Below are 25,931 nucleotides of genomic sequence, written 5' to 3'. Positions count from 1 at the left end.
AGTAGGTGAATAAATGGAGTATAGAGAACTTAATGAAACTCATTTGAAAGATATGGCTACTCTTTTTGTAAAAGCCTTTAATACTTATCCTTGGAATGAAGAGTGGACAGAAGAAATTGCTTATAAGAGATTAGCACAGATGATAAATTGTGATGGATTTTATGGAATGGTTGCAGTAAAAGACTCACAAATAATTGGAATGATTTTTGGACGACAAGAACAATATTATAATGGCGCAATATTTGAAATAAAAGAATTTTGTGTTGATGTAACCTTAGGAATTAAAGGGCTTGGAACACAAGTATATAATGTTTTCGAGAATAAATTAAAAGAGATGAAAATAAAAGAAATAGTATTAAATACATGTAGGAGTGATAAGACTATAGGTTTTTATGAAAAGCAAGGATTTAAAGTTTCTGATAGTATAGTTGTTATGAATAAAAAAGTTTAAAATAAAGAAACTCTGTAAAAATGTTACAGAGTTTCTTTGCTTATATTAACAGCTTTCTTCAAGTGTTGTTTCGCCCTCTATTATTTTTTCATGAGGAAGCCAATTAGCCTTTTTATAATATATAAGCAAGATTGCAGCGCTTGCAAACCAAGTAATTGGATATCCAAAGAAAACTATTTTTATATCATTAAAAATTGGTGTGAATGTTAGAACCCAAGCCATTCTTAAAAAACACCAACATAGTACCATTATTATCATAGGAACAGTAGTTTTTCCTGCGCCCCTAAGTACACCTGAGAAAAGATGAGAAAGTCCTAAGAATATATATCCTGGAGCTAAACATTTCATCATTAATGTACCATAATAAATAACATCACTGTCGTTTGTAAAGATTTTTAAAATGTTTGGGGTAAATATCATTATAATAGTGGAAATAGTAACAACAGTGATTATACTAAAGATTGTCCCTATTTTAGCACCTTCTTTAACACGATTATATTTCTTGGCTCCTATATTTTGTCCAGTAAATGTAGTGGTAGCCATGGATATACTCATAACTGGAAGTATTGCAAATCCATCAATTTTAGCATAAGAACCACATCCTGCCATAGCAAGTGTACCAAAACTATTTATATTACCTTGAACAACAACATTAGATAAAGAAACTATAGTGTTTTGAATACCTGTTGGAAGCCCAATTCTAATAATCTTTATTATTTGAAGCTTATTAAACTTTATATCCCTTAATATTAATTTAAAGTTATATGGAGTTTTTATAAGTACAAATATTGTTAAACCAGCACTAACAAATTGTGCAATTAATGTGGCGAAAGCAACTCCAGAAACGCCCATATCAAATAATACTACAAAAAGTAGATCAAGTATAATATTAACTACTGAGGATACTATTAAAAAAATTAGTGGCTTTGTAGAATCTCCAACAGCACGTAATATACCACTACACATGTTATAAACAACAATTCCAAGGATTCCACCAAAATAAATTTGGAGATATATTGTGGACAATCCCATAACATCTTCTGGTGTCCCCATAAGTTTTAAAATAATAGGAGAGAGTACAATACCTACAAAAGTCATAAATATCCCAGAAGCAAGTGCAAGTGCTACTGTAGTGTGTACTGCATCATGTAATTTTTTGTCATTTTTTGCACCATAGTATTGAGAAATTACAACTCCAGCACCTACTGAAATTCCCATGAAAAAGCTAACTAATAAATTAACAAGTGGTGTGGAGGAGTTTACTGCAGCTAGTGCCTCGCTCCCGACGAATTTACCTACAATAACTGCATCTACAGTATTATAAAGTTGTTGGAATAAGTTTCCTAGAAGTAAAGGAAAAGCAAATCCTATAAGTTGTTTTCCGATTGAACCTTCAGTCATAAGACCATCATTTGATAATTTTATTTTTCGCATAACATAACCCCGATTGTGTCAATATTTCTTTAGATTTTTTATGAAATTTTTAAAAAATCTAAGATAGCCCTTTAAATATATTAGCACTAATGTAAAAATATTGCTATATAAACATTGGTATAAAATTGGGCTGTTTATAATAATAAGTAAAAAATGAAAATAATAGTATACATAAATATATAGTTTTAATATAATATATAGTAATCTCTTTGCACTGCATATAAATCTACAGTACAAACTGATCAGGCCGATGAATTTATTTAGTTTATGGAGCCGGGCCTTAGGGCAACAGGATTTTTAAAATACCTGTGGGACAGTATATTGTTCTACAGGTATTTTTTATTTACCTTTAGAGCAACAACTGGATAGAATCTTTAATGCAATGCCATAGAGCTATCAAACAAAATATCCCTAAACAATGGGAAAAATGGAGGTGAGTTTTATGACAGAACAGAAAAAGGTACAAACTATGAAAGGCTTAACAGATGAAGAAGTAAGAATGGCTCGGAATAAGTATGGTAAAAATGAACTTATTCCAACTAAAAAGGAAAGCCTATTCTTAAAAATTTTAGAGGTTTTAAAGGAACCAATGTTTTTATTACTATTAGTTGCAGCTGTTATATATTTCATACTTGGAGAACCTCAAGATGGTGTAGTAATGCTTGTATTTGTATTAGGAATAATAAGTATTGATATTATTCAAGAGTGGAAGACAGATAAAACTCTAAGTGCATTAAAAAATCTTTCAGCACCACATATAGCTGTTATTAGAAATGGTGTTGAAAAGAGTATTAACAGTGAGGAACTAGTACCAAATGATTTAATGATTATTACTGAGGGGGTAAAAATACCAGCCGATGGTAATGTGTTGGTAGCTAATGATCTCTGCGTAGATGAATCATCATTAACTGGAGAAGCAGAAGGTGTATGGAAGTGCATTGATGATAACAATAGTGATGATTATTGGAGAAGGGACTATTGCTATGCAGGAACTTTAGTAACTCAGGGGAGAGGGATAGTCAGGGTTGATAAAATAGGAAAAGATACGGAGTATGGAAAGATAGGTATTAATATTTCAGAAGCACCAGATACACCAACTCCACTTCAAAAGCAAACAGGTAAATTAGTTAAGATATGTGCAACTATAGCAGCAGTGCTGTTTGTGTTGGTTTGTATAATAACCTATTTTAATTTGCCAGACCATAGCTTAAAGGAAAGAGTAATTGAAAGTATTCTTTCAGGAATAACACTTGCAATGGCTATGATTCCTGAAGAATTTCCTGTTATTTTAACAGTATTTTTATCAATGGGAGCTTGGAGATTAGCAAAGAAAAACTCTCTTGTCCGTAGGCTTCCTTCAGTAGAAACATTAGGTGCAATATCTGTTTTATGTGTGGATAAGACAGGAACTATTACAATGAATAAAATGGTTTTAAAAGAAAGTTGGGCATTAAAGGATATAGATGAATTAGATGTTACAATGGGGATGGCTTGTGAAACAGATCCTTATGACCCTATGGAACAAGCTATGCTTAAGGATTGTGAAGATAAAGGAATATCAAAAGATCAGTTATTTAAAGGCAGATTAGTTACGGAATATTCTTTTACTAATGAAAAGAAGATGATGGGACACGTATGGGAAAATGATGGAGTAATAAGTGTTAGTGCTAAGGGTTCTCCAGAAAAGATTCTAGATATATGTTTATTATCAGAGGATGAAAAGAGAAAAGTAGAAGAGAAAATGTATGAAATGTCATCAAAAGGTCTAAGAGTTATAGGCGTAGGTAGTATGATTATAAATGATGGAGATATTCCAAAGAGTTTAGAGGAGTGTAAGTTAGAGTTTCTAGGACTTATAGGTCTTCAAGATCCACCTAGAGAAGGCATAAAAGATGATATAAAGATGTGTCTAGATGCTGGAATTAGGGTGGTTATGATAACTGGTGATAATGGAATTACTGCAAGCTCAATAGCTAAAGAGGTAGGAATTCCACATAGTGAAGGAATAATTACTGGTGAAGAATTAAATAAAATGGATGATGAAGAACTAAATAAAAGGATAAAAGATGTTAGTATATTTTCTAGAGTTGTACCAGAGCATAAAATGAGAATAGTAAAGGCATTTAAGGAAGTTGGTGAAGTGGTTGCTATGACTGGCGATGGAGTTAATGATGCCCCAGCCCTTAAGTATTCTGATATTGGAATAGCAATGGGTAAGAGAGGATCAGAGGTTTCAAGAGAAGCAGCAGATTTAATTCTTTTGGATGATAACTTTTCTACTATTGTAGATACAGTAAAGGATGGTAGAAGAATTTATGATAATATAAGGAAGGCAATAGGATATGTGTTTGTTATTCATATACCAATTGCATTTGCTTCATTATTAGCACCACTTTTAGGAATAAGTGCATCATCTTTATTGTTATTACCAGTTCATGTTGTGTTGTTGGAATTATTAATTGATCCAACTTGCTCAATTGTTTTAGAAAGGCAACCTGCTGAAAGTGATATAATGAATCGTAAGCCAAGAGACCCTAGGGAAGGAATATTAACTTCAAAAGTCCTTGTAAAAAGCATAATTCAAGGTGTAGTTTTATTTGCTGCTTCCTTTGGAACTTACTACTATTATTTAGAGTCAGGTATAGAGCTTGCACGATCTATGGGATTGGCTATAATAATGATTTCTAATTTGCTTCTTGTCCAAGTAAATAGTTCAAACAGTGAGTTAGCTTATAAATCTATAATTAAGCTTAGAAAAGATAAGGTTATGTGGTCAGTAGCAATAGGTACCATAGTAGGATTAGCTATAATACTATATACTCCGTTATCAGGATTTTTAGGGCTAGTACCTTTAGGAACAAGTGAAATATTAAAGGTATGTGGAATTTCTTTAGTATCAATTCTATGGTATGAAGTTGTAAAATTATTTAAGAAATAAAATATGAAGGAGCTGTACAAAAAAGTAATGCTACAGCTCCTTTTTTAAATTCGTTATAAGGTTGTAAAAAATAGTAAATTAAATATAATGTAATTAACCAAAAGAAAATTAACTTAGAATTATATCCAAGCAGATATCATAAATGTTACTTTGGATAACAGATGGATATCTTTATGAAAAAGAAAGGACTGAATAAAAAATATATATAGATAGTTTTATTTATGAATTTAATGATTGGGTAGAAATGCTTAAAAAACTCATATAAGGAGGAGTATTTAAATGAGCATAATTGAAGTGAGTAATATTACAAAGGAGTATGGCAATAAGAAAGGGGTATTTGATGTAACCTTCTCAGTAAACAAAGGTGAAATATTAGGATTTTTAGGACCTAATGGAGCAGGTAAAACAACAACAATACGTCAACTTATGGGATTTATTAGGCCGGATAAGGGAAATGTAAAAATTAATGGCTTAGATTGCTTTGATAAAGCAGAGGAAGTACAAAAGGTTCTTGGATATTTACCAGGAGAAATAGCATTTATGGATGATATGACAGGTATGGAATTCATAAAGTTTATAGGAAATATGAAAGGAATGAAAGATTTTTCTTCTGCAGAGGAATTAATGAAATTCTTTGAATTAGATCCAAGTGGAAAAATTAAAAAGATGTCTAAAGGGATGAAACAAAAGATAGGTATAGTATGTGCTTTTATGCAAGATCCAGATATATTAATATTGGACGAGCCTACTAGTGGATTGGATCCTTTAATGCAGAATAAGTTTGTGGAACTTATCTTAAAAGAGAGAGATAAAGGAAAAACAATACTTATGTCATCCCATATTTTTGAGGAGATAGAAAATACTTGTGATAGAGTTGCAATTATTAAAGAAGGCCATATTATTGCAATAGAGAATATGGAAAAGCTTAGAGAGAATAAGCGTAAGATATTCCAAGTAACATTTAATGATGAAAATGAAGCAATTAAATTTTCTGAAGCTACAAAGAAAAGTTCAAGAGATGGAAATATTGTTGATATAAAGGTTTCTAAAAATGTAGATGAATTTATTAAAACTTTAAGTAAATATGTAATAAAAGATATTAATATTAGGACTCAAACTTTAGAAGAGTTATTCTTACACTATTATGGAGGTGAAAAGAGTGATAAATAATACTTTATTTAAGAGAGAGATTAAATCAAATTACAAAATAATGCTTATTTTTATGGCATTAATTTCTATGTATTCATCTGTTATTGTATTAATGTTTGATCCAAAGTTAGGTGAAAGTCTAAGTATTATGGCAGAAAGTATGCCAGAAATATTTGCAGCCTTTGGTATGATGAATGCTGGAGCAACATTAATTGAGTTTGTTGCAAACTATTTATATGGATTTATACTTATAGTAGTGCCTACAATATGTATTATTATACTTGGAAATAAGCTGATTGCTAGATATGTTGATAAAGGTTCTATGGCATATCTTCTTGCAACTCCTAATAAACGTAAGAATATAGTTACTACACAGGCTATATTTATGGCATTTGCTATTCTAGTTTTAGTTGGGATAGCTGTGCTAATTAGTATAGGAGTTGGACAAATTGCATTTCCAGGAGATTTGGATATAAAGAAGTTCTTATTACTTAATGTTGGCTTATATGGATTACTATTTTTTATTGGAGGAATGTGTTTTCTATCCTCTTGTATATTTAATGACAGCAGATATTCTTATGGGGTAGGTGGAGGACTAGCAGTAGTTTTTATACTTATTCAAATGCTTTCTCAAGTTGGGGATAAACTTGAAAAGTTAAAGTACTTGACTCCTTTAACCTTATTTCAACCAGATAAGATTATTGCAGGGGATTCAAGTGCAATTGTATATTTTGCAGTTTTATATATAATAGGACTAATAATGTATCTAGTTGGTATTAGAATATTTATGAAAAAGGATTTTCCAGTTTAATGTAGGTTAACTATTTTGTAATATAAGTTGATTTTTACTCCATTGTTTAAGCTGAAAGGCTTTAATATACTTATATTAAGAAAGCTTTCCAATGTAAAGTATTAGGAGTGATAGTTATGGATCTACGAATAGGTAGTGTTATACAGAGGTTAAGAAAGTTAAAGGGGCTAACACAGGAACAATTAGCAGATAGTATTGGAGTTTCAAAGGCAGCAGTATCAAAGTGGGAAAGTGGAGTTTCCCAAACAAAAGGATATTAAGAAATAACCTGTGTTTTCCTGCTTGCAAATAGAAATACAGTAAAAAGATACTTCACATTAGAATAGAGGTATCTTTTTTTTGCTTTATAAAAAATAAAAAGAAATAAAAAATAAGATTTCATAAATATTTCATAAAAGCAATTTATACTATAGATGATAGGAGGTATGAAAAAGGATATGCTAAGAAATTCATTATTGTATATTAAAAGAAAGAAGAAAAAATCTATAATTGTATTATTTATACTAACAGCAATTTTAATAAGTCTTTATACATGTTTATCTATAAATAAGTTTAGTAATAATGTGGAGAGTATTATTTATAGAGCAGCCAATTCTTCATTTATTCTAAAGAGTAAAAACAGCCAAGAGTTGATTGATACAAAGGAAGTTGAAGGTATAAAGAACTTAGATAGAATTAATGAGTATAATCTTGAATATGAAACACTTGCACAATTAAAAGGTGATGATGTTTTTGGTGGCGAGCAAAAAGTTGAAATATCAAATTTAAATTCTGAATATGAAAATCTTTTAAAGATTTTTGGAGTAAGAGATTCTAGTTTAAGTAATGATTTTACAAGTGAAGTATTTAAAATAGTAGAAGGAAGACATATAGGAAAAGATGATAAAAATAAGATAATAGTTCATGAGGAGTTAGCTAAACAAAATCAATATGAATTAGGTGATAAAGTTTCAATAAAACAAATTAAACAATACGATCCTGATGATGAAGATATTAACTCTAATATTGGATTAGAAAATGAGTATGAAATAGTTGGTATTTTTTCTGGGAAGAAACAAGAAAGTTATACTGGATTTTCTTCCGATTACAGTGAAAATATGGCCTTTATTGACTATAGTTCAAGTCAAAAAATATCTGGTATAGATTCTAATTATGAAAAACTAAATCAAGCAACGTATTTTGTGAATAGTCCAGAAAATATGGGCAAGGTAATTTCGAGTATAAAAAATATGAATATTAATTGGTCCAATATTGATCTTGAAAAGAATACAAAGATCTTTGATGATATATCAACTACTGTAGGATCAATTAAAGGAATAATACAAATAATTACATATTCAATTATAGTAGGAGGTTGTATAGTGCTTTCTTTAATATTGATACTATGGCTAAGAGAGAGAATTTATGAAATAGGAATATTATTATCAATAGGAATAGGAAAGCGTGAAATTATAGGGCAATTTATATTGGAGTTAGTTTTTATATCTATCCCAAGTTTATTTATTTCAACTTTAATAGGAAATTTAGTAACAAGAAAAATATTAAGTGAAATTATATTAAAAGAAAAAATTATAAGTACTTTAAGTAATGCATCTAATAAGATATTTGGAAGTGAAAATATTTTTATTATTTGTCAAAGCTATGGGTTATTAATTTTAATAATATTATTATCAGTTTTAATCACTTCAGGAATAATATTGATGAAAAAGCCAAAAGAAATTTTATCAAAAATGAGTTAAGGAGTAAAAAAAATGAGTATATTAAATATGAAAAATGTTAGTTATAATTATAAAAATTCAAAAGAGAAAATCTTAAGAGATGTAAATGCAAATTTTGAATTAGGGAAATTTTATGCCATAGTAGGAAAATCTGGAGTAGGAAAATCCACTTTTTTATCACTATTAGCAGGGTTGGATGTTCCGGTAAAGGGGGAAATACAATTTGAAGGTGTCGATATATCTAAAAAGGGATATAGTCATCACAGAAGAAAACAGGTTTCTTTAGTATTTCAGAACTATAATTTAATTGACTATTTAACACCTATGGAAAATGTTAGGTTGGTAAATAAAAAAGCTAATAAAGAAATATTACTAGAATTAGGATTAGATGAAAGTCAAATTAATAGAAATGTAATGAAGTTGTCTGGAGGACAGCAACAAAGAGTTGCGATAGCAAGGGCGCTTGTATCTGAAGCACCTATAATTTTAGCAGATGAGCCAACAGGAAATCTTGATGAAAGTACAGCACTTGAAATAATTGAAATGCTTAATAAATTAGCAAAATCAAGAAATAAATGTGTAATAGTAGTAACTCATAGTAAAGAAGTAGCAAAGGCAGCAGATTATATTTTAGAAATAAAAAATAAAAATTTAAAAGAAGTTAATTTTAAGAAAAATAGTTAGTTTAATAAAGGAGATAATAATAAATGTTAAAAAATGCATTATCATATATAACAAGAAAAAAACTTAAGTCAATAATTATTTTTGCAATTATATTAATAATGGCAACACTTAGTTTAGTAAGTATATCTATAAAGAATGCAACTAATAACGCATCAAAAGAGACGTTTAAAAATATAACAAATAGTTTTTCAATGCAGATAAATAGAAGGGTTAACCCTGGAACAGCAAGAGGTGCAGGAAATGTAAAAGGGAAAGACATTAAAAAGATAGCTGATTCAAAAGAGATAGAAGGTTATATTAAAAGAATAAATGGTGTTGGAGATCTTGTAGATCATGATATAATTGAAACAGAAGAAACAAAGAGAAACCAAAGTGCTGAAAGAAAAAAAAGTTTTAAAAATGCAGTAATGGTTACAGGAGTTAATGATTCATCTAAAGAAGATAAATTTGTATCAGGTGCCTTTAAGCTTGTAGAAGGAAATCATTTAAAAACGGGTGATAAAGGAAAAATTTTAATACATAAAGATTTAGCTACGAAAAATAATCTAAAAGTTGGAGATAAGATGAAGATAAAATCAAATCTTTTTGACGCAGATAATGAAAAACAAGCTAATGAAACTATAGAAGTAGAAATAATTGGATTATTTGAAGGAAAGAATAAATCAGGTGTTTATTATTCACAAGAATTTTACGAAAATAATGTAGTTACAGATATTGATACTGCTGCTAGGTTATATGGGAATACTGAAGATACAGCTATTTATCAGGACGCAACTTTCTTTGTAAAAGGAGATATAGATCTAGATGCTGTAATAAAAAAGATGAAGAGTTTAGATATTGATTGGAAATCATACGATTTAATAAAGAGCTCAAGTAATTATCCAGCATTACAACAATCTATTTCTGGTATATATAAAGTAGCAGATAAATTATTTTTAGGTAGTTTAATTTTTGCAGGAGTAGTCTTAAGTTTACTATTATTATTGTGGATAAATGCAAGAAAAAAGGAAATAGGAATTATGTTAGCATTGGGAATAACAAAGGCTAAAATAATGGGACAATTCATTATGGAATTAATGATAATAGGATCCTTTGCATTTGCTGGATCATTCTTCTTGGCTAGCTATACAGGCAAAACAATTGCAAATAAAGTACTAAACAGTGTTACATCAGATATTGCAAAAAAAATGGCATCAGATGCATCTTCAGCAAATCTTGGAGCCGGAGTTGAAGTTGATGGATTTAATAAAACTCTAACAAGCCTTAATATAAATATAAATTCTTTAGATATGGTTTATGTAGTTATATTTGGTGTAGGAATAATGTTAATAGCACTTCTTATAGCATCTAATAAAATGCTAAGAAAACATCCAAAAGAATTATTAACAGATATTGAATAGAAATACAGATTTAGCTGTTTTATATTGTAGAAAGGAAAGTTAAAAGATGAATATACTAGTAGTAGAGGATGAGGATATGATTCTAGAAGGGATATGTGAATATTTAGGTGAACATGAATATTATTGTATTGCTGCATCAGATGGACAAGAAGCGATAGAAAAATTTAAAAACAATGAAATTCACTTGGTTTTATTAGATATTATGTTACCTAAATTAAATGGAATAGAAGTTTTACAATATATACGGAAAACTAGTAAAATTCCAGTTTTGATGTTAACAGCTTTTAATGATGATGATTATAAAATTAAAGCTTTTTCAGGACTTTGTGATGGATATATTGAAAAACCTTTTTCACTTTCTTTGCTTGAAACAAGAATTAATGCCTTGTTGAAAAGACATTATTCCAATTATTCAATTTTCAACTACAAAGATTGTCAAGTTAATTTTACAAGTTATAAGGCAACATATAAGGGAGAAGATGTATCTGTTAATGCAAAAGAACTTAAAATACTGGAGCTTCTTTTAAAGAATGAAAATATAGTGTTAACGAGAAATCAGATTATAGATGGCGTTTGGAAGGAAGATGAATCGATTCCATATGATAGAGTAGTAGATGTTTATATAAAAGAACTTAGAAAAAAATTAGGATTGGATTGTATAAAAACTATAAGAAATGTAGGGTATAAGATAACGATAAAATGAAAAAGATAAAATTATTTCCTAAGATATTTTTATATACATTTGCTATTATGTCATTTTTAATAATAATTAGTCACCTTCTAATTTATTTTATATTTCCAATTACATATTTGGAGAATAGAAAAGATAGTATAAAAAATACTGCAGATATTTTAGCGGAAAGTATAGATGGATTAGATAAGTCTTTTATTAATAAATATTTAGAACTGTTTTCTAAAAATAATGAAGTTAAAGTTTTTATTAAAAATGGAGCTATAGACAATGAAGTAAATTTAGAAAACAAAATAGATATAAATCTTGATAGTGAAAATAATTCAGTTATTATAGAAGAGAGAAGTGTAAAAACTAGAGAAGATGAAAATTTAGTTTTATATTTTGTATCTTCAAAGGATATGAAAAGGGAGGCTAAAAATATTAGCTTATCATTTTTACCATATACTTTAATTGTTAGTTTTATTTTTTCTATTGCTATTTCATATTTTTATACAAAAATAATAGTATCTCCAATAGTTGAAATAACAAAAGTAACAAATAATATGATGAAACTAGAAAAAGATGCATTACTAAAAGTAAAATCTTATGATGAAATAGGAAGTTTAAAAAATCAAATTAACACATTATATATTAGATTGCTAGGGGTTATAGATGATCTAGACAAAAAGAATAAAGAAATTATAGAACTTGAAAAAATGAAAGTTGAATTTCTAAGAAGTACATCACATGAACTTAAAACACCTCTTGCAAGTTTAAGAATTATTTTAGAGAATATGAAATATAATGTTGGTAAGTATAAAGATAGAGATAAATATCTTAGTGTATCTATTGAAACTATTGATAAATTGACAAAAATGACAGTTGAAATATTGAAAGTATCTTCTTTCCAAGAGTTAAAAGACGATAAAGAACTTTTAAATATCAATCAAGAGGTTAAAACTATTTTAGAAGATTATATGGTTTTATCAAACAATAAAAATATTGAAATAAATAACTTTTTAGATGAAGAAGAAATTTATATGTCTAAACTTGCACTAAGAAAGGTTTTAGCAAACTTAGTTAGTAATGCAGTAAAGTATTCGTATGCAAATGGTAAGATAAATATAGGAGTAAAAAATAATTATTTTTTTATAGAAAACTCATGTGAACCTTTAAATGAAAAACAGATAAAAGAATCATTTGATTTATTTTCTGGAGTTGAAGATAAGAGTAGTAATGGATTAGGCCTTTTTATTGTAAAAAATATATTACTTAACTATGGAATCAATTATAAATTCGAGAAAAGTGATATAGGCATGATTTTCTATTTTAAATTACCTAATATATATTCATAAAAATGAAATAGGCTTTTTAAAGATTTACTTAAAATTCAAAAAGTTGTATATATTTATTACTTTCGACTGGGATATAGAACTTCCAAATATATATTGAAAGGTATCAAGAAATCCGGAGTTTTGACGATAATGTATTGAATAACAATTACGATTCGTTTGCAGTAACAAAAGAAAGAAGTTGAAAATATGAAGACAGAATTTTTATCAAGCTATATTACATTATTCAGTAGTCTAAATTCCAGTTTATACGGAAGATAAACTTAAAATATCACAAATAGACGAAGTGATCCAGACACGGTGGCGGTCGAAGACATAGAGCCACGCCAGCTATGCTGGCGAGTGTATGGATTACTTCGGAGGTAGGCAAGCTTTAGCGAGCCGATATAAAAGCCCCCGTTATCTAACAGGGGGGTACTCTTACAAAAGACAAGAGCAAAAACAAATACAAAACTGCTGATATGCAACGATTTATAAGGTTATAAGAACTTATTTCACTTCACACCCTATTCTTTCTACCCGACAGGTCTAAAACAGCATATCAATAGCAAATAATTATAAGATACAAGGTGTATGCTCCTATGAGTATATGCCTTTTTTGATTGGAGGAATAAAGCATGAATGATATGAAATTTATTGAAACATTAAAGCAAAAGAGAAAAGCCTGTGATTATTCGCAATCACGACTGGCACAGGAACTACAAATCAGCAGGCAGAACTTAAATGAAATTGAAAACGGAAAAACAAAAGCCGGTAAAGAAATGAAGCATATACTTTTACATTATCTTGATTATTGTAATTGTACTCAGCCTTTCACTTTAACGATTGACTACCTGCGTGTTCGTTTTCCCACCACAGACGCATTGGAAATTATAAAAAATGTACTGGCAATGAAGAGCGAATATTTTATTCATGAAGATTACGGAATGTATGGCTATGAAGAACAGTATGTCTATGGGGATATTAGTGTAAATGTTTCTAAAGATAGTTCTATGGGTGTTTTATTGGAATTAAGAGGTATGGGGTGTCGGAACTTGGAATATGTTTTACAGGCAAGAGGGATAGACTGGTATTCCTTTTTAAGCTGTTGTATAGATTGTCAAGGTGTTTTTAAACGCATAGATTTAGCGGTCAATGATATGGGCGGATTGCTGGATATAGAAATTCTAAGGGAACGCTATTATGCCAACAAGGTATGGAAACGTTCAAGAACCCATGAAGCAGTAGACAGCGGGAAATTATCGGGTACACATGGAGATACTGCAAAAACTTTTTATATCGGTTCAAAGAATAGTTCTATTTACTTTTGCCTGTATGAAAAAGAAAAGGAACAAAAAAGCAAAGGCATAAAAACAGACATTAAGAACCGCTTTGAAATTCGGCTAAAAAATGAAAAAGCAGGACAAACGATAGAACAACTTGTTTTTTCAAGAAATCCCGAACAGACCATAGCAAGCCTTATCCTCACACAGATAGATTTTCCCGATTATATTTTATGGGATATATTTTTGGATAATGTAACTACCTCACTTCCTTTTATTATGACGCCTGTTGCTGTCAATATGGATAAAACAAAACGCTGGTTAGAAAGACAGGTCATGCCCTCTTTATTGATGATAAAAGAGATTGAAAAGAAAACAGGAGCAAATTATCTGGAAGAAATCGACAGACATACAAAACTAACAGAAAAGCAGGAATTAAAAATTAAACAAATGACAACAGACATAGCAAATATGATTGAGAAAGATACCACTGTTCCTCAAGGGAATGACGGTATTTTTTAATTTCTTTAAAAAATCTGCAACAAAACGGCTACTTGCGTACAGATATGGTGCGAGGAAAGGAAATCTGACTTTTTTTGAAAACAGGTCATCAAATCGGTGGTTGCTGTCCCTATATGATGTGAAAGAAGAAACGTTTTTCAATTTCAACTTAACAATCCGTAGTTGCCGTTCCCTATATGGAGCAAAGAAAATCTTTTATTCCACAGTTGGCAGTTACGGCGTTGCATGGGTAGTTAGGGGGGTGAAAAGAAAATCAGATTTTTTCATCATCAACTTAGCAGAATGACACTTTCTTTCCCTATATGGTACAGGAAAAGAAAAAAGTTTGGAAGATTGGTTACGCTTCTGTTCTTTTCCAACGCGGTATATAGGAAAGATGATTTTCTTCTTTCGTGTTCTTTGACAACTGAATAAAGCAGTTCAATACGTTTGACAGACAGCGAGCCGTTGAAACAGATACGCCATGACCTTTTCCCTGCTAAAGTGAGCGAACCTTATCTGTGTTCCTGTAAGAAACTTGTCCTTTCCTACCGCCATGACCTGTCCTGTCTGATAATGATACTCCCGTACAGCCACAGCTTGAGCGTTCAGAGCGTCGCACGCAATGGGTACGGCTACATAAGAACTATGCAGAGGTGGAACTCCTGTGGGCTATGACAAAAGCCGTTGAATTGCTTAGAAAAGATTTTTACAGAAAGGGGGTATGTGTTATTGCTGATATTGTAAAAACAAGGCAGGTAAAGACGAATAATAAGCGTGGCATTGGCAACAGAGGAAAAACAAAAATTGTTGTAAAAGAGCATTTTTCCGAAAAGGGAAAGACAATGGGAGAACTTCTGACAGATGTTATGCTGGAAAAAGCAAAGCAGACAATCGCATAAAATCGGTGCAGTTGTAAGAAATAGATTGAATGACAAAAAGTACCCGTGTTATACTTTACTTGCAAGCAGGTATTGTAAACACGGGTTAGTTATAAAGGAGGATAACTGACAATGAAACAACAGATTTACAATACTGCACTTTATCTTAGGTTAAGCCGAGATGATGAATTACAGGGCGAAAGTTCCAGCATTACCACACAAAGAAGTATGTTGCGTCTATATGCAAAAGAACATCATTTGAATGTGATTGATGAGTATATTGATGACGGCTGGTCGGGAACAAATTTTGAAAGACCGAGTTTCCAGAGAATGATTGAAGATATAGAGGCAGGAAAAATCAACTGTGTTGTAACGAAAGACCTTTCCCGACTTGGCAGAAATTATATTATGACAGGACAATATACAGAATTGTATTTTCCCAGCCATAATGTCCGTTACATAGCGATTGACGACGGTGTAGACAGCGAAAAAGGCGAAAGTGAGATTGCACCATTTAAGAATATCATCAATGAATGGGTGGCAAGAGATACAAGCCGTAAAGTGAAATCGGCATTTAAGACAAAATTTGCAGAGGGTGCGTATTATGGGGCTTATGCTCCGTTAGGATATAAAAAACACCCCGACATCAAAGGAAAACTGCTGGTTGATGAGGAAACAAAATGGATTGTTGAAAAAATCTTCTCCCTAGCCTATCAAGGTTACGGTAGTGCCAAAATCACAAAGGTACTGCGAGAAGAAAAAGTTCCGACAGCGTCTTGGCTGAATTTCACAAGGTACGGTACTTTTGCACACATCTTTGAGGGAAAGCCCGACAGCAAGCGTTATGAGTGGACGATTGCTCATGTTAAGGCAATTTTAAAAAGTGAAGTCTATATCGGAAACAGCGTTCATAATCGACAATCAACAGTTTCATTCAAGAGCAAGAAAAAAGTGCGTAAGCCCGAAAGTGAATGGTTTCGAGTAGAAAATACCCACGAACCGATTATTGACAAAGAAGTGTTCTATCGTGTGCAGGAACAGATAAAATCAAGGCGTAGACAGACAAAGGAAAAAGCAACGCCGATATTTGCAGGGCTTGTCAAGTGTGCGGATTGTGGCTGGTCTATGCGGTTTGCGACAAATAAGGCAAATAAAACGCCATACAGTTATTATGCTTGCAGTTACTACGGGCAGTTTGGCAAAGGTACTTGTTCTATGCACTATATCCGTTATGATGTGTTGTATCAAGCCGTATTGGAACGATTGCAGTATTGGGCTAAGGCAGTACAGCAGGACGAAGAAAAGGTGTTGAATAAGATACAAAAGGCTGGCAATGCAGAGCGAATACGGGAAAAGAAGAAAAAGGCAAGTGCTTTGAAGAAAGCCGAGAACCGTCAAAATGAAATTGACCGCTTGTTTGCGAAAATGTACGAAGATAGAGCCTGTGAGAAGATAACGGAACGAAACTTCATCATGCTGTCGGGAAAATATCAGAAAGAACAGATAGAACTGGAACAGCAGATAACCAACCTAAGAGAAGAATTAAGTAAAATGGAACAGGATATGATAGGTGCTGAAAAGTGGATTGAGTTAATCAAGGAGTATTCCGTACCAAAGGAACTGACAGCACCGTTATTAAATGCAATGATAGAAAAAATCCTTATTCATGAAGCAACAACGAATGAGGACAATGAAAGAATACAAGAAATAGAGATATACTACCGATTTATTGGAAAAGTAGACTGATAAAGAGGGTTCATATCTTTAACTAAGGGAAACTGGGAGTACTTATCCAGATATTACTTTGTTATCTCCTATTGCAAGATTATTAGGTACTACAGTAGATGGATTGTTAGAATTTGAAGAAAACTTAAGTAAAAATGAAATAGATGAAATATTAATGAAATGTTCAAATAAGTTTACTACTTCAGGTTATTTTCAGGCATATGAATATAGTGAAAAGTATCTAAAGAAATATCCTAATTGCTTGGAACTAAAATTACAGATGACAGGCTTGTATTTTATTTATATGTCCTCTCTAAATTCAGAATGTGATATGAATAGGTTTATGGATAGAATTATAGAAATGCTAAAAGAAGTTTCTAAGAGTGAAGATAATGTACTAAAAGATAATGCGTTAATATCTTTATCAAGTTATTATATCATGTTAGAGAAATATGATGAAGCTTTAGCTGTTGTAAATAAACTACCAGAATCATCAACTGATAGAAAGGTATTTACTGCTACTATATATTATTACAAGGGAGATATAGATGAAGCTAAAGGTATATATCAACAGCTTTTATTAGAAAGCATACAAAATTGTGGCATAAATTTACTGTCTTTAGCGAGAATAGCAGAGAAGGAAGGAAATCTTGATAAGGGAATAAAGATATTAGAAACTAATATGAACATTTCAAAGCTTTTTAATGTTTCTAATAATGGTGCGGGAACTTATATAGAAATAGCTGAAATGTATGCTAGAAATGGAATGGAAGAAAGCGCTATTGATGAGTTGGAAAAATATGAGCTTTTTGTAATAGATAGTTTAGGTGAAAATAAGGAGAATCTATCAGATAATATTTACTTTGATACAATTAAAGTAGAAAAAAAGCTAGTAACAAATGAGTATATGAAGGATAGTATTAATCTTTTATTTGAGGGAAATGAATCATTTGATGCTATAAAAGATAATATAAGATTTAAAGAACTTATAAAGAGAATAAAAGAATTAAATTAACTTACCTAATAAATATTCCTTTAAGGTACTATACTAGAACAATGATAGTATAGTACCTTTTTCATAAATATATAAAAAGTAGACAAGTACGTAAATTATGCTCTATTTGTAGTCAATATGAGATCAGCATTTTCAATAGGGGAATATTCCAAGATATATTTTTCTTCAGCTGGGAAGTATCTATTTTGATATTTACATTGTATATCTTCTATATTACCTATATATCATCCCTTACTAAAACTCTGCTTAATCTAATTTTTTTTGAAACATCAAGATAAATTGTGAAATCAAAATAGTTTTTCAGTTCCTTTCTTTGTAGAAATACTCCTTCTAGTATTAAAATAGAGCTATAAGGAATACGTATTCTTTGTAACATATATCTATCATTTTTTATAATATAATTCAATCAGCTTGTCTGTTTTATCTTCATTGGATATTGTAATAACAATCCCACTCTTTTTTAGAATTATCATACCTAATACATTTAGGATGTATAAAATCATCAATGTGTAAGATGTAAGAAGGGTAATTAAAATTTTGCAATTGTAATTTTAGTGAATTAGCAAGTGTACTTTTACCTGAACCGCCTAAACCGTCAATACCAATAATATATATTTTATTAGAACTATCATCATTTATTAGTTTGTTAAATAGCTTCTTCATTAGAATTTCCTCATTTCATATCATATAAATAGTATTAAGGTTTTTATAAGAGTTAAAGCAAGCACGTAGTATTACTCAAATATTTGTATAATCAACATCTAGTAATTTACCTTTTTGATGAAAATGATTAATAAGTTTTTCGGGATAATTCATTATTAATTCATCTGGAAAATTAATTTCTTTTAATATATTCTCAGAATACTCATAGTTACCTATATCAAAACAAATGTGAGCATCTGAAGTTAGTATAATTTTAGTACCATATTTTTGGCAAAGTGTAGCAATATACTTACAATTATCCGCGCTACCCTTTCTTGACACGCCTTTGATAGAACAATTATTTATTTCTATTAAGATATTCTTTTCCGTAGCTAATTTAATGATTAATTCATAGTCAATTGGGTAGTGTGGATTTCCAAGGTGGCCTAATATTTCAATATTATCATGCTTATTTATTGCGTTTATTAAGGCTTTAGTATTATTCTCTAATGTATTTGGTGAAAAAACGGCTTCGTGAAATGACAAGATAAGATAATCTAATCGAGGAATGATAAAGGGGTCTAGGTCTAAGTTTCCTTTAGTATCAAGTATATTTGCTTCACATCCTCTTAAGATTAGAATGTCATTTATGATTCTTGGGATATTTTGAATGTTGTGAAAGTACCATTCGTGGGGGGAACCAGGCATATTAGGACCATGTTCAGATGTACCTAGTATCTTAATTCCATTTTCTTTACAATAATTAATATTTTCTAACAAAGTGCTATAGCCATGACCACTGACTATAGAGTGGGTGTGTAAATCTGATAAATAATTCATATAAATTCCTCCTCTATAAAAGATGAGGGTGACGTAATTTATATTATAAAACGAACAGGATGCAAAAGCAATAGTTACACAATTAGACAAAAATATTAAAATATTGTAGAATTAAATTTAATAATATTTAACAGTATTACTGCTTATAGGGGAGGTTTGACTATGATACAAAAGAAGCTATCGAGGAAAGAAAAAGTTTTACTTTGCTTGAAAAGGTTAACAGAAGAACACTTGAGCCTTAATAATGGCATTAGATTTGGGTTTGATGCAGAATATATTGCTACTGAAGTAGGTATAAATAGAAGTAATGCTAGTAAGGAATTAAATCAATTAATAAAAGAAAATATTATTATAAAGATAAAGGGAAAACCTGTTCAGTACCTAGATAAAGCAAGTGTTGAAAGTATTTTAGGAAAGAAACTAAATAAGGGGATATTTGATAATATTAACTCTATAAACGAATATAGTGAAAAGGATTCTGTTAAAGATGAGTATATTGTGGAGGATATAAGAAAAGAGAACAATATTTTTAATTTAATAGGATGTGATGGAAGTTTAAAGTCACAGATAGAGCAAGCTAAAGCAGCAGTAATATATCCGCCTAAGGGGTTAAGTACATTAATAATAGGACCTACAGGAGTTGGTAAATCTATATTTGCAGAATATATGTACAAGTATAGTTTAACTATAAAAGAAGATAGTGATAATGCACCATTTATCATATTTAACTGTGCTGATTATTCTGATAATCAGCAATTATTATTAGCACAGCTTTTTGGATATGTAAAAGGGGCTTTTACTGGAGCGGATAAAGATAAGTATGGTCTTGTACACGAAGCTAATAATGGAATATTGTTTTTAGATGAAGTTCATAGGTTATCTGCAGAGGGACAAGAAATGTTATTCCTGCTTATGGATAAAGGTATATACAGAAGGTTAGGAGAGGTTAATAAGGTACATGAGTGTAGAGTTATGATAATTGCAGCTACTACAGAAGATCCAGAGACAGCAATGCTGGAAACGTTTTTAAGGAGAATACCTGTAACTATAAAGATCCCGTCTTTAGAGGAAAGAGGCTTTCAAGAGAGAATGAAGCTTATATGTTATTTTTTTAAAGAAGAAAGTATTAGGATTGGTGTTAAGTTAAAGGTTTCAAAAGAAGTTATTAAGGCATTTATTTTATATAAGTGTAAGGGAAATATAGGACAATTAAAAAGCGACATACAATTAATTTGTGCAAGAGCTTTTTTAGACTATATGACCTATAAAAGGGAATGTGTATATGTAAGACTCTCTCTTCTACCAAATAATATTAGAGAATCATTATATGGAAATAATAGAAAAGAGGAGTTTGTACAAAATTTCAGTTTTATTGGGAAAGATGATATTACTTTTTTACCAGAAGAAAAGGATTTTGAAAGTGAAAATTTATTAATAGAAAATAAAAAATATGATTTGGATTTCTATGGAATGATAAAAGAAACTTGGAACAAACTTCAACAAGAAGGTATTAAAGAGTCACAAATTAGAAGCGTTATAGATGAAGATATACAGAAATATTCCTATAATTTAATGAATACTTTTATATATAATAGTAGTAATCAAACAGCTTATAACAATATTGTTAATGATTCAATTGCAACCACTGTAAAATATATTTTACAAAAGCATGATAAATGGAGCGGAAGAGAAGGATTAGACAAATTAATAAAAGCTATATCCTTACATATTCAGAATTTAATTGAAAGAATAAAGATTGGGAACATAGTAAAGCATCCTAATAAAGATGAAATTATGAAGGAAAGAGCATATGAATATAACATAGCAAAAGAAATATTATCTAACGTGTCGTTAATGTATGGAGTTGAGTTCCCAGAAGATGAAGCAATTTTTTTAGCAACGTTTCTTTATTTATCTTATGTGGGATTAAATGAGGAGAGTATAGCAATATTAGTTATAATGCATGGTGAATCTACGGCATCTAGCATGGTAAATGTAGCTAATACTTTACTTGATTGTAATCATGCGGTAGCAATCAATATGGGATTAGAAGATAGAGTTCAGGATATTTTAGTACAAGCTGTAGAAATAGCGAATGAAATTGACAAGGGAAAGGGAATTTTAATTCTAACTGATATGGGGTCTATTTTAACATTTGCTAATGTGATTCATGATGCTACTGGGAAAGAAGTAAAAGCAATAGATATGGTAAGTACGCCTATTGTAATAGAAGCAACTAGAAAGGCTCTAACTCCGGAAATGACATTAGAAAAATTATATTTTAGTATTATAGAATCTATAAAGAAGCATTATGGAGATATGGAAATTACATATATTGAAAAAGATAATGGTGGTAGATATTTTGATAGATTACTAATTGATAATATTAGTAAAACTTTGACTTTCTTAAATGGGGAAAAGGCATATTTTATATTAAAAGAAGTAATTAATAGGATCAGCGAGCATTATTCATTAGTAATTCAAGATGAGCTTTTAGTAAAGTTTATATTCCATTGTTCATGCATGATTGAAAGGGTAATAATAAAAGAGTCTTTAGTTTATAAATCATATGAAGAAAGAATTAGTAGAAGTAAAGAATTATATTTAGTTATAAAAGAAAGCTTTAAGCTTGTAGAAGAGACATTCGATATAATTATTTCAGATATGGAATATGCAAATATATTAGATATATTTGAATCACAGTATGATACAGATAAATTCAAAAGTTGATACAAAATTTAAAGATAGCCAAAAGGCTATCTTTTTTTATTTCTTTTTGATACAGATTTGATACAGATTTAAAAAAGGATTTTGATATATATGGAAAGGATGAATTTTTTTATAAGTTAAAGAAAAATATTTGATCAAGTGCTCTAAAATAGCCATTTGTTATTGATACACATAAGTTGGCATGGCAATTGCTTATATAAAAAGTGACAAGAAAAGTGAGGTGAGATTGGTGATAGGGATAATAGTTATGACTCATGGTAATTTTAGTGAAGAAATTATAAAAAGCTGTGAACTTATTGCAGGACCAGCAGAAAGAACAGCAGCACTTAAACTAAATAGGAATGATAATATTGAAGACTTAAATAAAAAATTTGTAGAAAAGTTAAATGAATTAGATGAAGGTGACGGAGTTTTAGTATTAGCTGACCTATTAGGAGGTTCACCAAGTAATGTTGCAAGTTTAAACCTTAAAAAAGGTGGAAAGTTTCATGCACTTACTGGAGTAAATCTTCCAATGCTACTTGAAGCTTTAATTAATAGAGAGGGAAAAAGTTTAGAAGAGCTAGTAGAGGCATGTATTGAAGCGGGGAAAACTGGTATAAACCATATTAATAAAGTTCTTAGCTCAATGTAATAGAAAAAGGAGTTCGATTAAAAATGTCTTTAGTAAAGTATTGCAGATGTGATGATAGATTAATACATGGTCAAGTGATATATAAATGGGTTAAGTATCTAGATGTTAAAAAAATAGTGGTAGTAGATGATGAAACAACCAATGATGTTATTGCTAAAGGTTTGATAAAAATGGCAGCACCAAAGAATATTGATTTATCAATATTAACTGTAAGTGAAGCAAGGAGGTGTTTTTATAATAACCCCGCTGATGATAATGTTTTTGTATTAATTAAAAATTTAGATACTGCAAATAGAATGAGAGAAGAAGGAATTGATATTAAAAAACTTATTATTGGAAGAATACCTACAGGGATAGGAAAAAAGAAAATATCTAAAAATGTATACATTAATAAAAAAGAGTTTCTTTTAATAGATGAATTTATTAAAAAGAATATTAATGTATCAATCCAAATGGTACCTGATGAAGAAGAAATAGAATTAAATCACAGTATTAATCGCTATAAAGGAGATTTTGTTTAGTAATGAATAAATATAAAGCAATCATACTCTGCCATGGAACTTGGGGAAAGGTATTAGTAGAAGAAGCAAATAAAAATTTTGGGTTGGTAAATCAATACGAAGTTTTCTCACTAAGCCCTGAAAAAGATATTTCTGTATTCATGAAAGAGGTTGAGGAAGTAGTAGATAAAGAAGATGTGAAAATTATAATATCAGATTTGTATGGTGGATCTACATCCAGTGTTGCAATAACTGTTGCTATAAGAAGAGGTATAGATGTAATAAATGGGCTTAGCTTACAGACAATTTTAATCGTAGATGAAGAATTAAGCAAAGAAGATAAAGTACATACATTATCAGAAAGAATCGTGAAAAATAATAACAACCTTTGTGTGGATTTAATTAAAGAATTTAAAAAAGTATAAGTTATGAGGTGGATATAATGGCAAAAATAACATTAGTAAGAGTAGATCACAGATTAATTCATGGACAAGTTATAACAAAATGGGTGAAAATAGCTCAAGCTCAAAAAATAATAATAGTTGATGACTTCTTAGGTCAAGATGAATTTATGGCTGACATATACAGAATGGCAGCGCCATCAGGAGTAGAAGTAGCTATTTTAACAGCAGAAGATGCAGGACAAGCATTCCAAAATAATACTTTAGGAGATAAAAACATATTTATTCTATTTAAGAATGTGGATATGGCAAATAAGGCATATAAGGCTGGACTTAAGTATGAAAAGATTCAATTAGGAGGTATTCCAAATGAAGCAGGAAAGAAGATGGTATTTACAGCTGTTTCATTAGGAAACCAAGATGTAGAACAACTAAATGAACTTAATAAAGATGGTGTTGAAATAGTTCTACAAGTTATACCAGAGGAATCATCTATGACATATGAAAATGCGTTAAAAAAGTTTAAATAAAAATTATAAATTAGGAGGAATTATAAATGGAATCTGTTTTAATGTTGGCAATTGTAACAGGATTATGGTATTGGTTTGCAGCAGGTCTTGCAGGGTATACCCTTTTCTCAACACTAAAGTCCCCTTTATTTATAGGTTTTGGCCTTGGATTACTTTGGGGTGATGTAACAACTGGTATGATTGTTGGTGCAAGTATAGAAATGGTTTATCTAGGAATGGTAGCAGCAGGAGGAAATATTCCATCAGATAAATGTTTAGCTGCTCTTATTGCAATACCAGTAGCGCTTCAAACTGGTGTTAATGCAGAAGTTGCAGTATCTATTGCGGTGCCTTTAGGTGTAATAGGAGTATTAGTTAATAACTTAAGAAGAACTGGTAATGCTGTATTAGTTCATAAGGCAGATAAGTATGCCGAAGAAGGTAATACAAAAGGTATCTGGAGATGTGCAACACTTTACTCTTTAATATTTGGGTTTGTTTTAAGATTTCCAATAGTTTTTGTATGTAACCTTTTTGGAGCAGATTTAGTTCAATCATTATTAGATGTTATACCACAATGGTTGATGAATGGATTAACAGTAATGGGTGGTATATTACCTGCATTAGGTTTTGCAACAACAATATTTACTATAGGTAAAAATAAATTCTTACCAATGTTTATTATAGGATTTTTTATGGTTCAATATTTTGAAATATCAATTACTGCAGCTGCAATATTTGGTGTTTGTATAGCTCTTTTAGTTACATTTATGAAAGAAGATAAAAGGGTAGGTGAAGTATAATGCAAGAAATAAAAAATAAAGAAGTTAAAAATGAACAAGGTACAACTGAAGTTAATAAGACAAGAGTACTTACGAAGAAGGATGTAACAAAAACATATCTAAGATGGTGGTGGACAGCAGAATTATCTAATTCTTTTGAAAGAATGCAAGCATTAGCAGTTTGTGCAAGTTTTACTCCAGCTTTAGAAAAGTTATATAAGAAAAAAGAAGATTTAGTAGATGCGTTAAAGAGACACTTACAATTTTTTAATACTCAAGCTATATGGGGAGGGTTAATCCACGGTACAGTTTTAGCTATGGAAGAAGAGAAAGCTACTGAAGGAAAAATCCCAGGAGAAGTTATTTCGGGTGTTAAGAATGGGCTTATGGGACCTTTGGCTGGAATTGGAGATACTTTAGATTTTGGTACATTCCAAACAATATTCTTAGCTTTAGGTGCTTCATTTGGAGCAGAAGGAAGCGTTATAGGTGCATTTTTCCCAATAATGTTTAGTATATTACTATTTTGCGAAGGTTATTACTTATTCCATTTAGGATACTCTTTGGGGAGAGATTCAATTAAGAAAATTCTATCAGGTGGTATTGTCAATAAGATAATTGATGGTGCTTCAATTCTAGGGATGTTTATGATGGGAGCATTATCTGCAACTACAGTTAAGCTTTCAACTCCATTATCATTTGATATTGGTGGTAAAGCAATTGTTGTTCAAGATACATTAAACATGATTGCTCCAGGTTTATTACCACTTGGTGTTGTATTCTTCGTATATTGGGGAATGAAATATAAGAAGTGGACAATAACTAAGTTATTAGTAATTTTAGTTGTAGCAGCATTAGTAGGATCATTCATTGGAATATTCTAATTTACAATGATTAAA

General features: G+C 30.3%; 24 protein-coding genes, 1 pseudogene and 1 riboswitch. Of the genes and pseudogenes, 21 read left to right on the top strand and 4 right to left on the bottom strand.

The window, feature by feature from the left end:
• The first annotated feature begins 13 nt into the window (after positions 1-13).
• Positions 14-451 (top strand): GNAT family N-acetyltransferase, encoded by a 438-nt coding sequence (locus tag G594_RS0100240; RefSeq protein ID WP_027096708.1) that lies wholly within the window; start codon positions 14-16, stop codon positions 449-451.
• A 45-nt stretch (positions 452-496) separates the two neighbouring features.
• On the opposite strand, the gene G594_RS18045 is transcribed toward G594_RS0100240, so the two are convergent.
• On the bottom strand, positions 497-1,885 hold the full coding sequence (locus G594_RS18045) for an MATE family efflux transporter (RefSeq protein ID WP_051195858.1): 1,389 nt from the start codon (positions 1,883-1,885) through the stop codon (positions 497-499).
• Between the two features lie 228 nt (positions 1,886-2,113).
• Positions 2,114-2,204, top strand: a riboswitch (NiCo riboswitch).
• A gap of 123 nt (positions 2,205-2,327) precedes the next feature.
• On the opposite strand from G594_RS18045, the gene G594_RS0100230 reads away from it, so the two are divergent.
• From G594_RS0100230 to G594_RS0100170, 13 genes and pseudogenes are all read left to right on the top strand, one after another.
• Positions 2,328-4,823: a cation-translocating P-type ATPase gene (locus G594_RS0100230; RefSeq protein ID WP_027096707.1), complete on the top strand. Its 2,496-nt coding sequence runs from the start codon at positions 2,328-2,330 to the stop codon at positions 4,821-4,823.
• A gap of 279 nt (positions 4,824-5,102) precedes the next feature.
• A complete protein-coding gene (locus G594_RS0100225; protein WP_027096706.1) occupies positions 5,103-5,993 on the top strand; it encodes an ABC transporter ATP-binding protein in 891 nt (296 codons plus the stop codon).
• Positions 5,983-6,783, top strand: coding sequence for an ABC transporter permease subunit (locus tag G594_RS0100220; RefSeq protein ID WP_027096705.1), 801 nt, complete (start codon positions 5,983-5,985; stop codon positions 6,781-6,783). The genes G594_RS0100225 and G594_RS0100220 overlap by 11 nt, the downstream gene beginning before the upstream one ends.
• A gap of 116 nt (positions 6,784-6,899) precedes the next feature.
• Positions 6,900-7,025: pseudogene (locus tag G594_RS0100215) on the top strand (helix-turn-helix transcriptional regulator); the annotation flags it as partial.
• Between the two features lie 183 nt (positions 7,026-7,208).
• Entirely contained in the window at positions 7,209-8,522 is a 1,314-nt protein-coding gene (locus G594_RS0100210) for an ABC transporter permease (protein ID WP_008790773.1), read from the top strand.
• 12 nt (positions 8,523-8,534) lie between these two features.
• On the top strand, positions 8,535-9,185 hold the full coding sequence (locus G594_RS0100205; protein WP_008790772.1) for an ABC transporter ATP-binding protein: 651 nt from the start codon (positions 8,535-8,537) through the stop codon (positions 9,183-9,185).
• Between the two features lie 23 nt (positions 9,186-9,208).
• On the top strand, positions 9,209-10,585 hold the full coding sequence (locus G594_RS0100200; protein ID WP_008790771.1) for an ABC transporter permease: 1,377 nt from the start codon (positions 9,209-9,211) through the stop codon (positions 10,583-10,585).
• A 46-nt stretch (positions 10,586-10,631) separates the two neighbouring features.
• A complete protein-coding gene (locus G594_RS0100195) occupies positions 10,632-11,288 on the top strand; it encodes a response regulator transcription factor (protein WP_008790770.1) in 657 nt (218 codons plus the stop codon).
• Complete coding sequence (locus G594_RS0100190; RefSeq protein WP_008790769.1) at positions 11,285-12,613, top strand: HAMP domain-containing sensor histidine kinase; 1,329 nt, start codon at positions 11,285-11,287, stop codon at positions 12,611-12,613. Before G594_RS0100195 ends, G594_RS0100190 begins: the two co-directional genes overlap by 4 nt.
• Before the next feature lie 614 nt (positions 12,614-13,227).
• A complete protein-coding gene (locus tag G594_RS0100185) occupies positions 13,228-14,394 on the top strand; it encodes an XRE family transcriptional regulator (protein ID WP_008790768.1) in 1,167 nt (388 codons plus the stop codon).
• A 653-nt stretch (positions 14,395-15,047) separates the two neighbouring features.
• Positions 15,048-15,275, top strand: a complete 228-nt coding sequence (locus G594_RS0100180) for a hypothetical protein (protein ID WP_027096702.1) — start codon at positions 15,048-15,050, stop codon at positions 15,273-15,275.
• A 111-nt stretch (positions 15,276-15,386) separates the two neighbouring features.
• Positions 15,387-17,000: a recombinase family protein gene (locus G594_RS0100175; protein ID WP_008790766.1), complete on the top strand. Its 1,614-nt coding sequence runs from the start codon at positions 15,387-15,389 to the stop codon at positions 16,998-17,000.
• Between the two features lie 58 nt (positions 17,001-17,058).
• Positions 17,059-17,994 (top strand): tetratricopeptide repeat protein, encoded by a 936-nt coding sequence (locus G594_RS0100170; protein ID WP_027096701.1) that lies wholly within the window; start codon positions 17,059-17,061, stop codon positions 17,992-17,994.
• A gap of 217 nt (positions 17,995-18,211) precedes the next feature.
• Here the strand turns inward: G594_RS0100170 and G594_RS20720 are convergent, their stop codons facing one another.
• The 3 genes from G594_RS20720 to G594_RS0100160 form a co-directional block, all read right to left on the bottom strand.
• Positions 18,212-18,370 carry a nucleoside/nucleotide kinase family protein gene (locus G594_RS20720; protein ID WP_120362383.1) on the bottom strand — a complete coding sequence of 53 codons (159 nt, stop codon included), beginning with the start codon at positions 18,368-18,370 and terminating at the stop codon, positions 18,212-18,214.
• Between the two features lie 50 nt (positions 18,371-18,420).
• Positions 18,421-18,657: an NB-ARC domain-containing protein gene (locus G594_RS20420; protein WP_027096700.1), complete on the bottom strand. Its 237-nt coding sequence runs from the start codon at positions 18,655-18,657 to the stop codon at positions 18,421-18,423.
• Between the two features lie 75 nt (positions 18,658-18,732).
• Positions 18,733-19,476, bottom strand: a complete 744-nt coding sequence (locus G594_RS0100160) for a phosphatase (RefSeq protein ID WP_027096699.1) — start codon at positions 19,474-19,476, stop codon at positions 18,733-18,735.
• Between the two features lie 162 nt (positions 19,477-19,638).
• Between G594_RS0100160 and G594_RS0100155 the strand changes: the two genes are divergently transcribed.
• From G594_RS0100155 to G594_RS0100125, 7 genes are all read left to right on the top strand, one after another.
• Positions 19,639-22,206: a sigma-54-dependent transcriptional regulator gene (locus G594_RS0100155; RefSeq protein WP_027096698.1), complete on the top strand. Its 2,568-nt coding sequence runs from the start codon at positions 19,639-19,641 to the stop codon at positions 22,204-22,206.
• 229 nt (positions 22,207-22,435) lie between these two features.
• Complete coding sequence (locus G594_RS0100150) at positions 22,436-22,840, top strand: PTS sugar transporter subunit IIA (protein ID WP_027096697.1); 405 nt, start codon at positions 22,436-22,438, stop codon at positions 22,838-22,840.
• 23 nt (positions 22,841-22,863) lie between these two features.
• Positions 22,864-23,361 carry a PTS sugar transporter subunit IIB gene (locus tag G594_RS0100145; RefSeq protein WP_027096696.1) on the top strand — a complete coding sequence of 166 codons (498 nt, stop codon included), beginning with the start codon at positions 22,864-22,866 and terminating at the stop codon, positions 23,359-23,361.
• A 2-nt stretch (positions 23,362-23,363) separates the two neighbouring features.
• On the top strand, positions 23,364-23,765 hold the full coding sequence (locus G594_RS0100140; RefSeq protein ID WP_027096695.1) for a PTS sugar transporter subunit IIA: 402 nt from the start codon (positions 23,364-23,366) through the stop codon (positions 23,763-23,765).
• A gap of 17 nt (positions 23,766-23,782) precedes the next feature.
• Positions 23,783-24,271 carry a PTS sugar transporter subunit IIB gene (locus tag G594_RS0100135; RefSeq protein ID WP_027096694.1) on the top strand — a complete coding sequence of 163 codons (489 nt, stop codon included), beginning with the start codon at positions 23,783-23,785 and terminating at the stop codon, positions 24,269-24,271.
• A gap of 26 nt (positions 24,272-24,297) precedes the next feature.
• Complete coding sequence (locus tag G594_RS0100130; protein WP_027096693.1) at positions 24,298-25,053, top strand: PTS mannose/fructose/sorbose/N-acetylgalactosamine transporter subunit IIC; 756 nt, start codon at positions 24,298-24,300, stop codon at positions 25,051-25,053.
• Positions 25,053-25,916: a PTS system mannose/fructose/sorbose family transporter subunit IID gene (locus G594_RS0100125; RefSeq protein WP_027096692.1), complete on the top strand. Its 864-nt coding sequence runs from the start codon at positions 25,053-25,055 to the stop codon at positions 25,914-25,916. Before G594_RS0100130 ends, G594_RS0100125 begins: the two co-directional genes overlap by 1 nt.
• Positions 25,917-25,931 lie beyond the last annotated feature (15 nt).

The organism is Clostridium paraputrificum AGR2156, assembly GCF_000424025.1.
Lineage (GTDB): Bacteria > Bacillota > Clostridia > Clostridiales > Clostridiaceae > Clostridium > Clostridium paraputrificum.
Note: the sequence above shows the minus strand (reverse complement) of the source record. Positions and strands in the feature narration are given on the sequence as shown.

Coding starts and splice junctions, on each gene's coding strand:
- G594_RS0100240 (WP_027096708.1), top strand. CDS start 14: ATGGAGTATAGAGAACTTAATGAAACTCATTTGAAAGATATGGCTACT.
- G594_RS18045 (WP_051195858.1), bottom strand. CDS start 1,885: ATGCGAAAAATAAAATTATCAAATGATGGTCTTATGACTGAAGGTTCA.
- G594_RS0100230 (WP_027096707.1), top strand. CDS start 2,328: ATGACAGAACAGAAAAAGGTACAAACTATGAAAGGCTTAACAGATGAA.
- G594_RS0100225 (WP_027096706.1), top strand. CDS start 5,103: ATGAGCATAATTGAAGTGAGTAATATTACAAAGGAGTATGGCAATAAG.
- G594_RS0100210 (WP_008790773.1), top strand. CDS start 7,209: ATGAAAAAGGATATGCTAAGAAATTCATTATTGTATATTAAAAGAAAG.
- G594_RS0100205 (WP_008790772.1), top strand. CDS start 8,535: ATGAGTATATTAAATATGAAAAATGTTAGTTATAATTATAAAAATTCA.
- G594_RS0100200 (WP_008790771.1), top strand. CDS start 9,209: ATGTTAAAAAATGCATTATCATATATAACAAGAAAAAAACTTAAGTCA.
- G594_RS0100195 (WP_008790770.1), top strand. CDS start 10,632: ATGAATATACTAGTAGTAGAGGATGAGGATATGATTCTAGAAGGGATA.
- G594_RS0100190 (WP_008790769.1), top strand. CDS start 11,285: ATGAAAAAGATAAAATTATTTCCTAAGATATTTTTATATACATTTGCT.
- G594_RS0100185 (WP_008790768.1), top strand. CDS start 13,228: ATGAATGATATGAAATTTATTGAAACATTAAAGCAAAAGAGAAAAGCC.
- G594_RS0100180 (WP_027096702.1), top strand. CDS start 15,048: ATGACAAAAGCCGTTGAATTGCTTAGAAAAGATTTTTACAGAAAGGGG.
- G594_RS0100175 (WP_008790766.1), top strand. CDS start 15,387: ATGAAACAACAGATTTACAATACTGCACTTTATCTTAGGTTAAGCCGA.
- G594_RS20720 (WP_120362383.1), bottom strand. CDS start 18,370: ATGTTACAAAGAATACGTATTCCTTATAGCTCTATTTTAATACTAGAA.
- G594_RS20420 (WP_027096700.1), bottom strand. CDS start 18,657: ATGAAGAAGCTATTTAACAAACTAATAAATGATGATAGTTCTAATAAA.
- G594_RS0100160 (WP_027096699.1), bottom strand. CDS start 19,476: ATGAATTATTTATCAGATTTACACACCCACTCTATAGTCAGTGGTCAT.
- G594_RS0100155 (WP_027096698.1), top strand. CDS start 19,639: ATGATACAAAAGAAGCTATCGAGGAAAGAAAAAGTTTTACTTTGCTTG.
- G594_RS0100145 (WP_027096696.1), top strand. CDS start 22,864: ATGTCTTTAGTAAAGTATTGCAGATGTGATGATAGATTAATACATGGT.
- G594_RS0100140 (WP_027096695.1), top strand. CDS start 23,364: ATGAATAAATATAAAGCAATCATACTCTGCCATGGAACTTGGGGAAAG.
- G594_RS0100135 (WP_027096694.1), top strand. CDS start 23,783: ATGGCAAAAATAACATTAGTAAGAGTAGATCACAGATTAATTCATGGA.
- G594_RS0100130 (WP_027096693.1), top strand. CDS start 24,298: ATGGAATCTGTTTTAATGTTGGCAATTGTAACAGGATTATGGTATTGG.
- G594_RS0100125 (WP_027096692.1), top strand. CDS start 25,053: ATGCAAGAAATAAAAAATAAAGAAGTTAAAAATGAACAAGGTACAACT.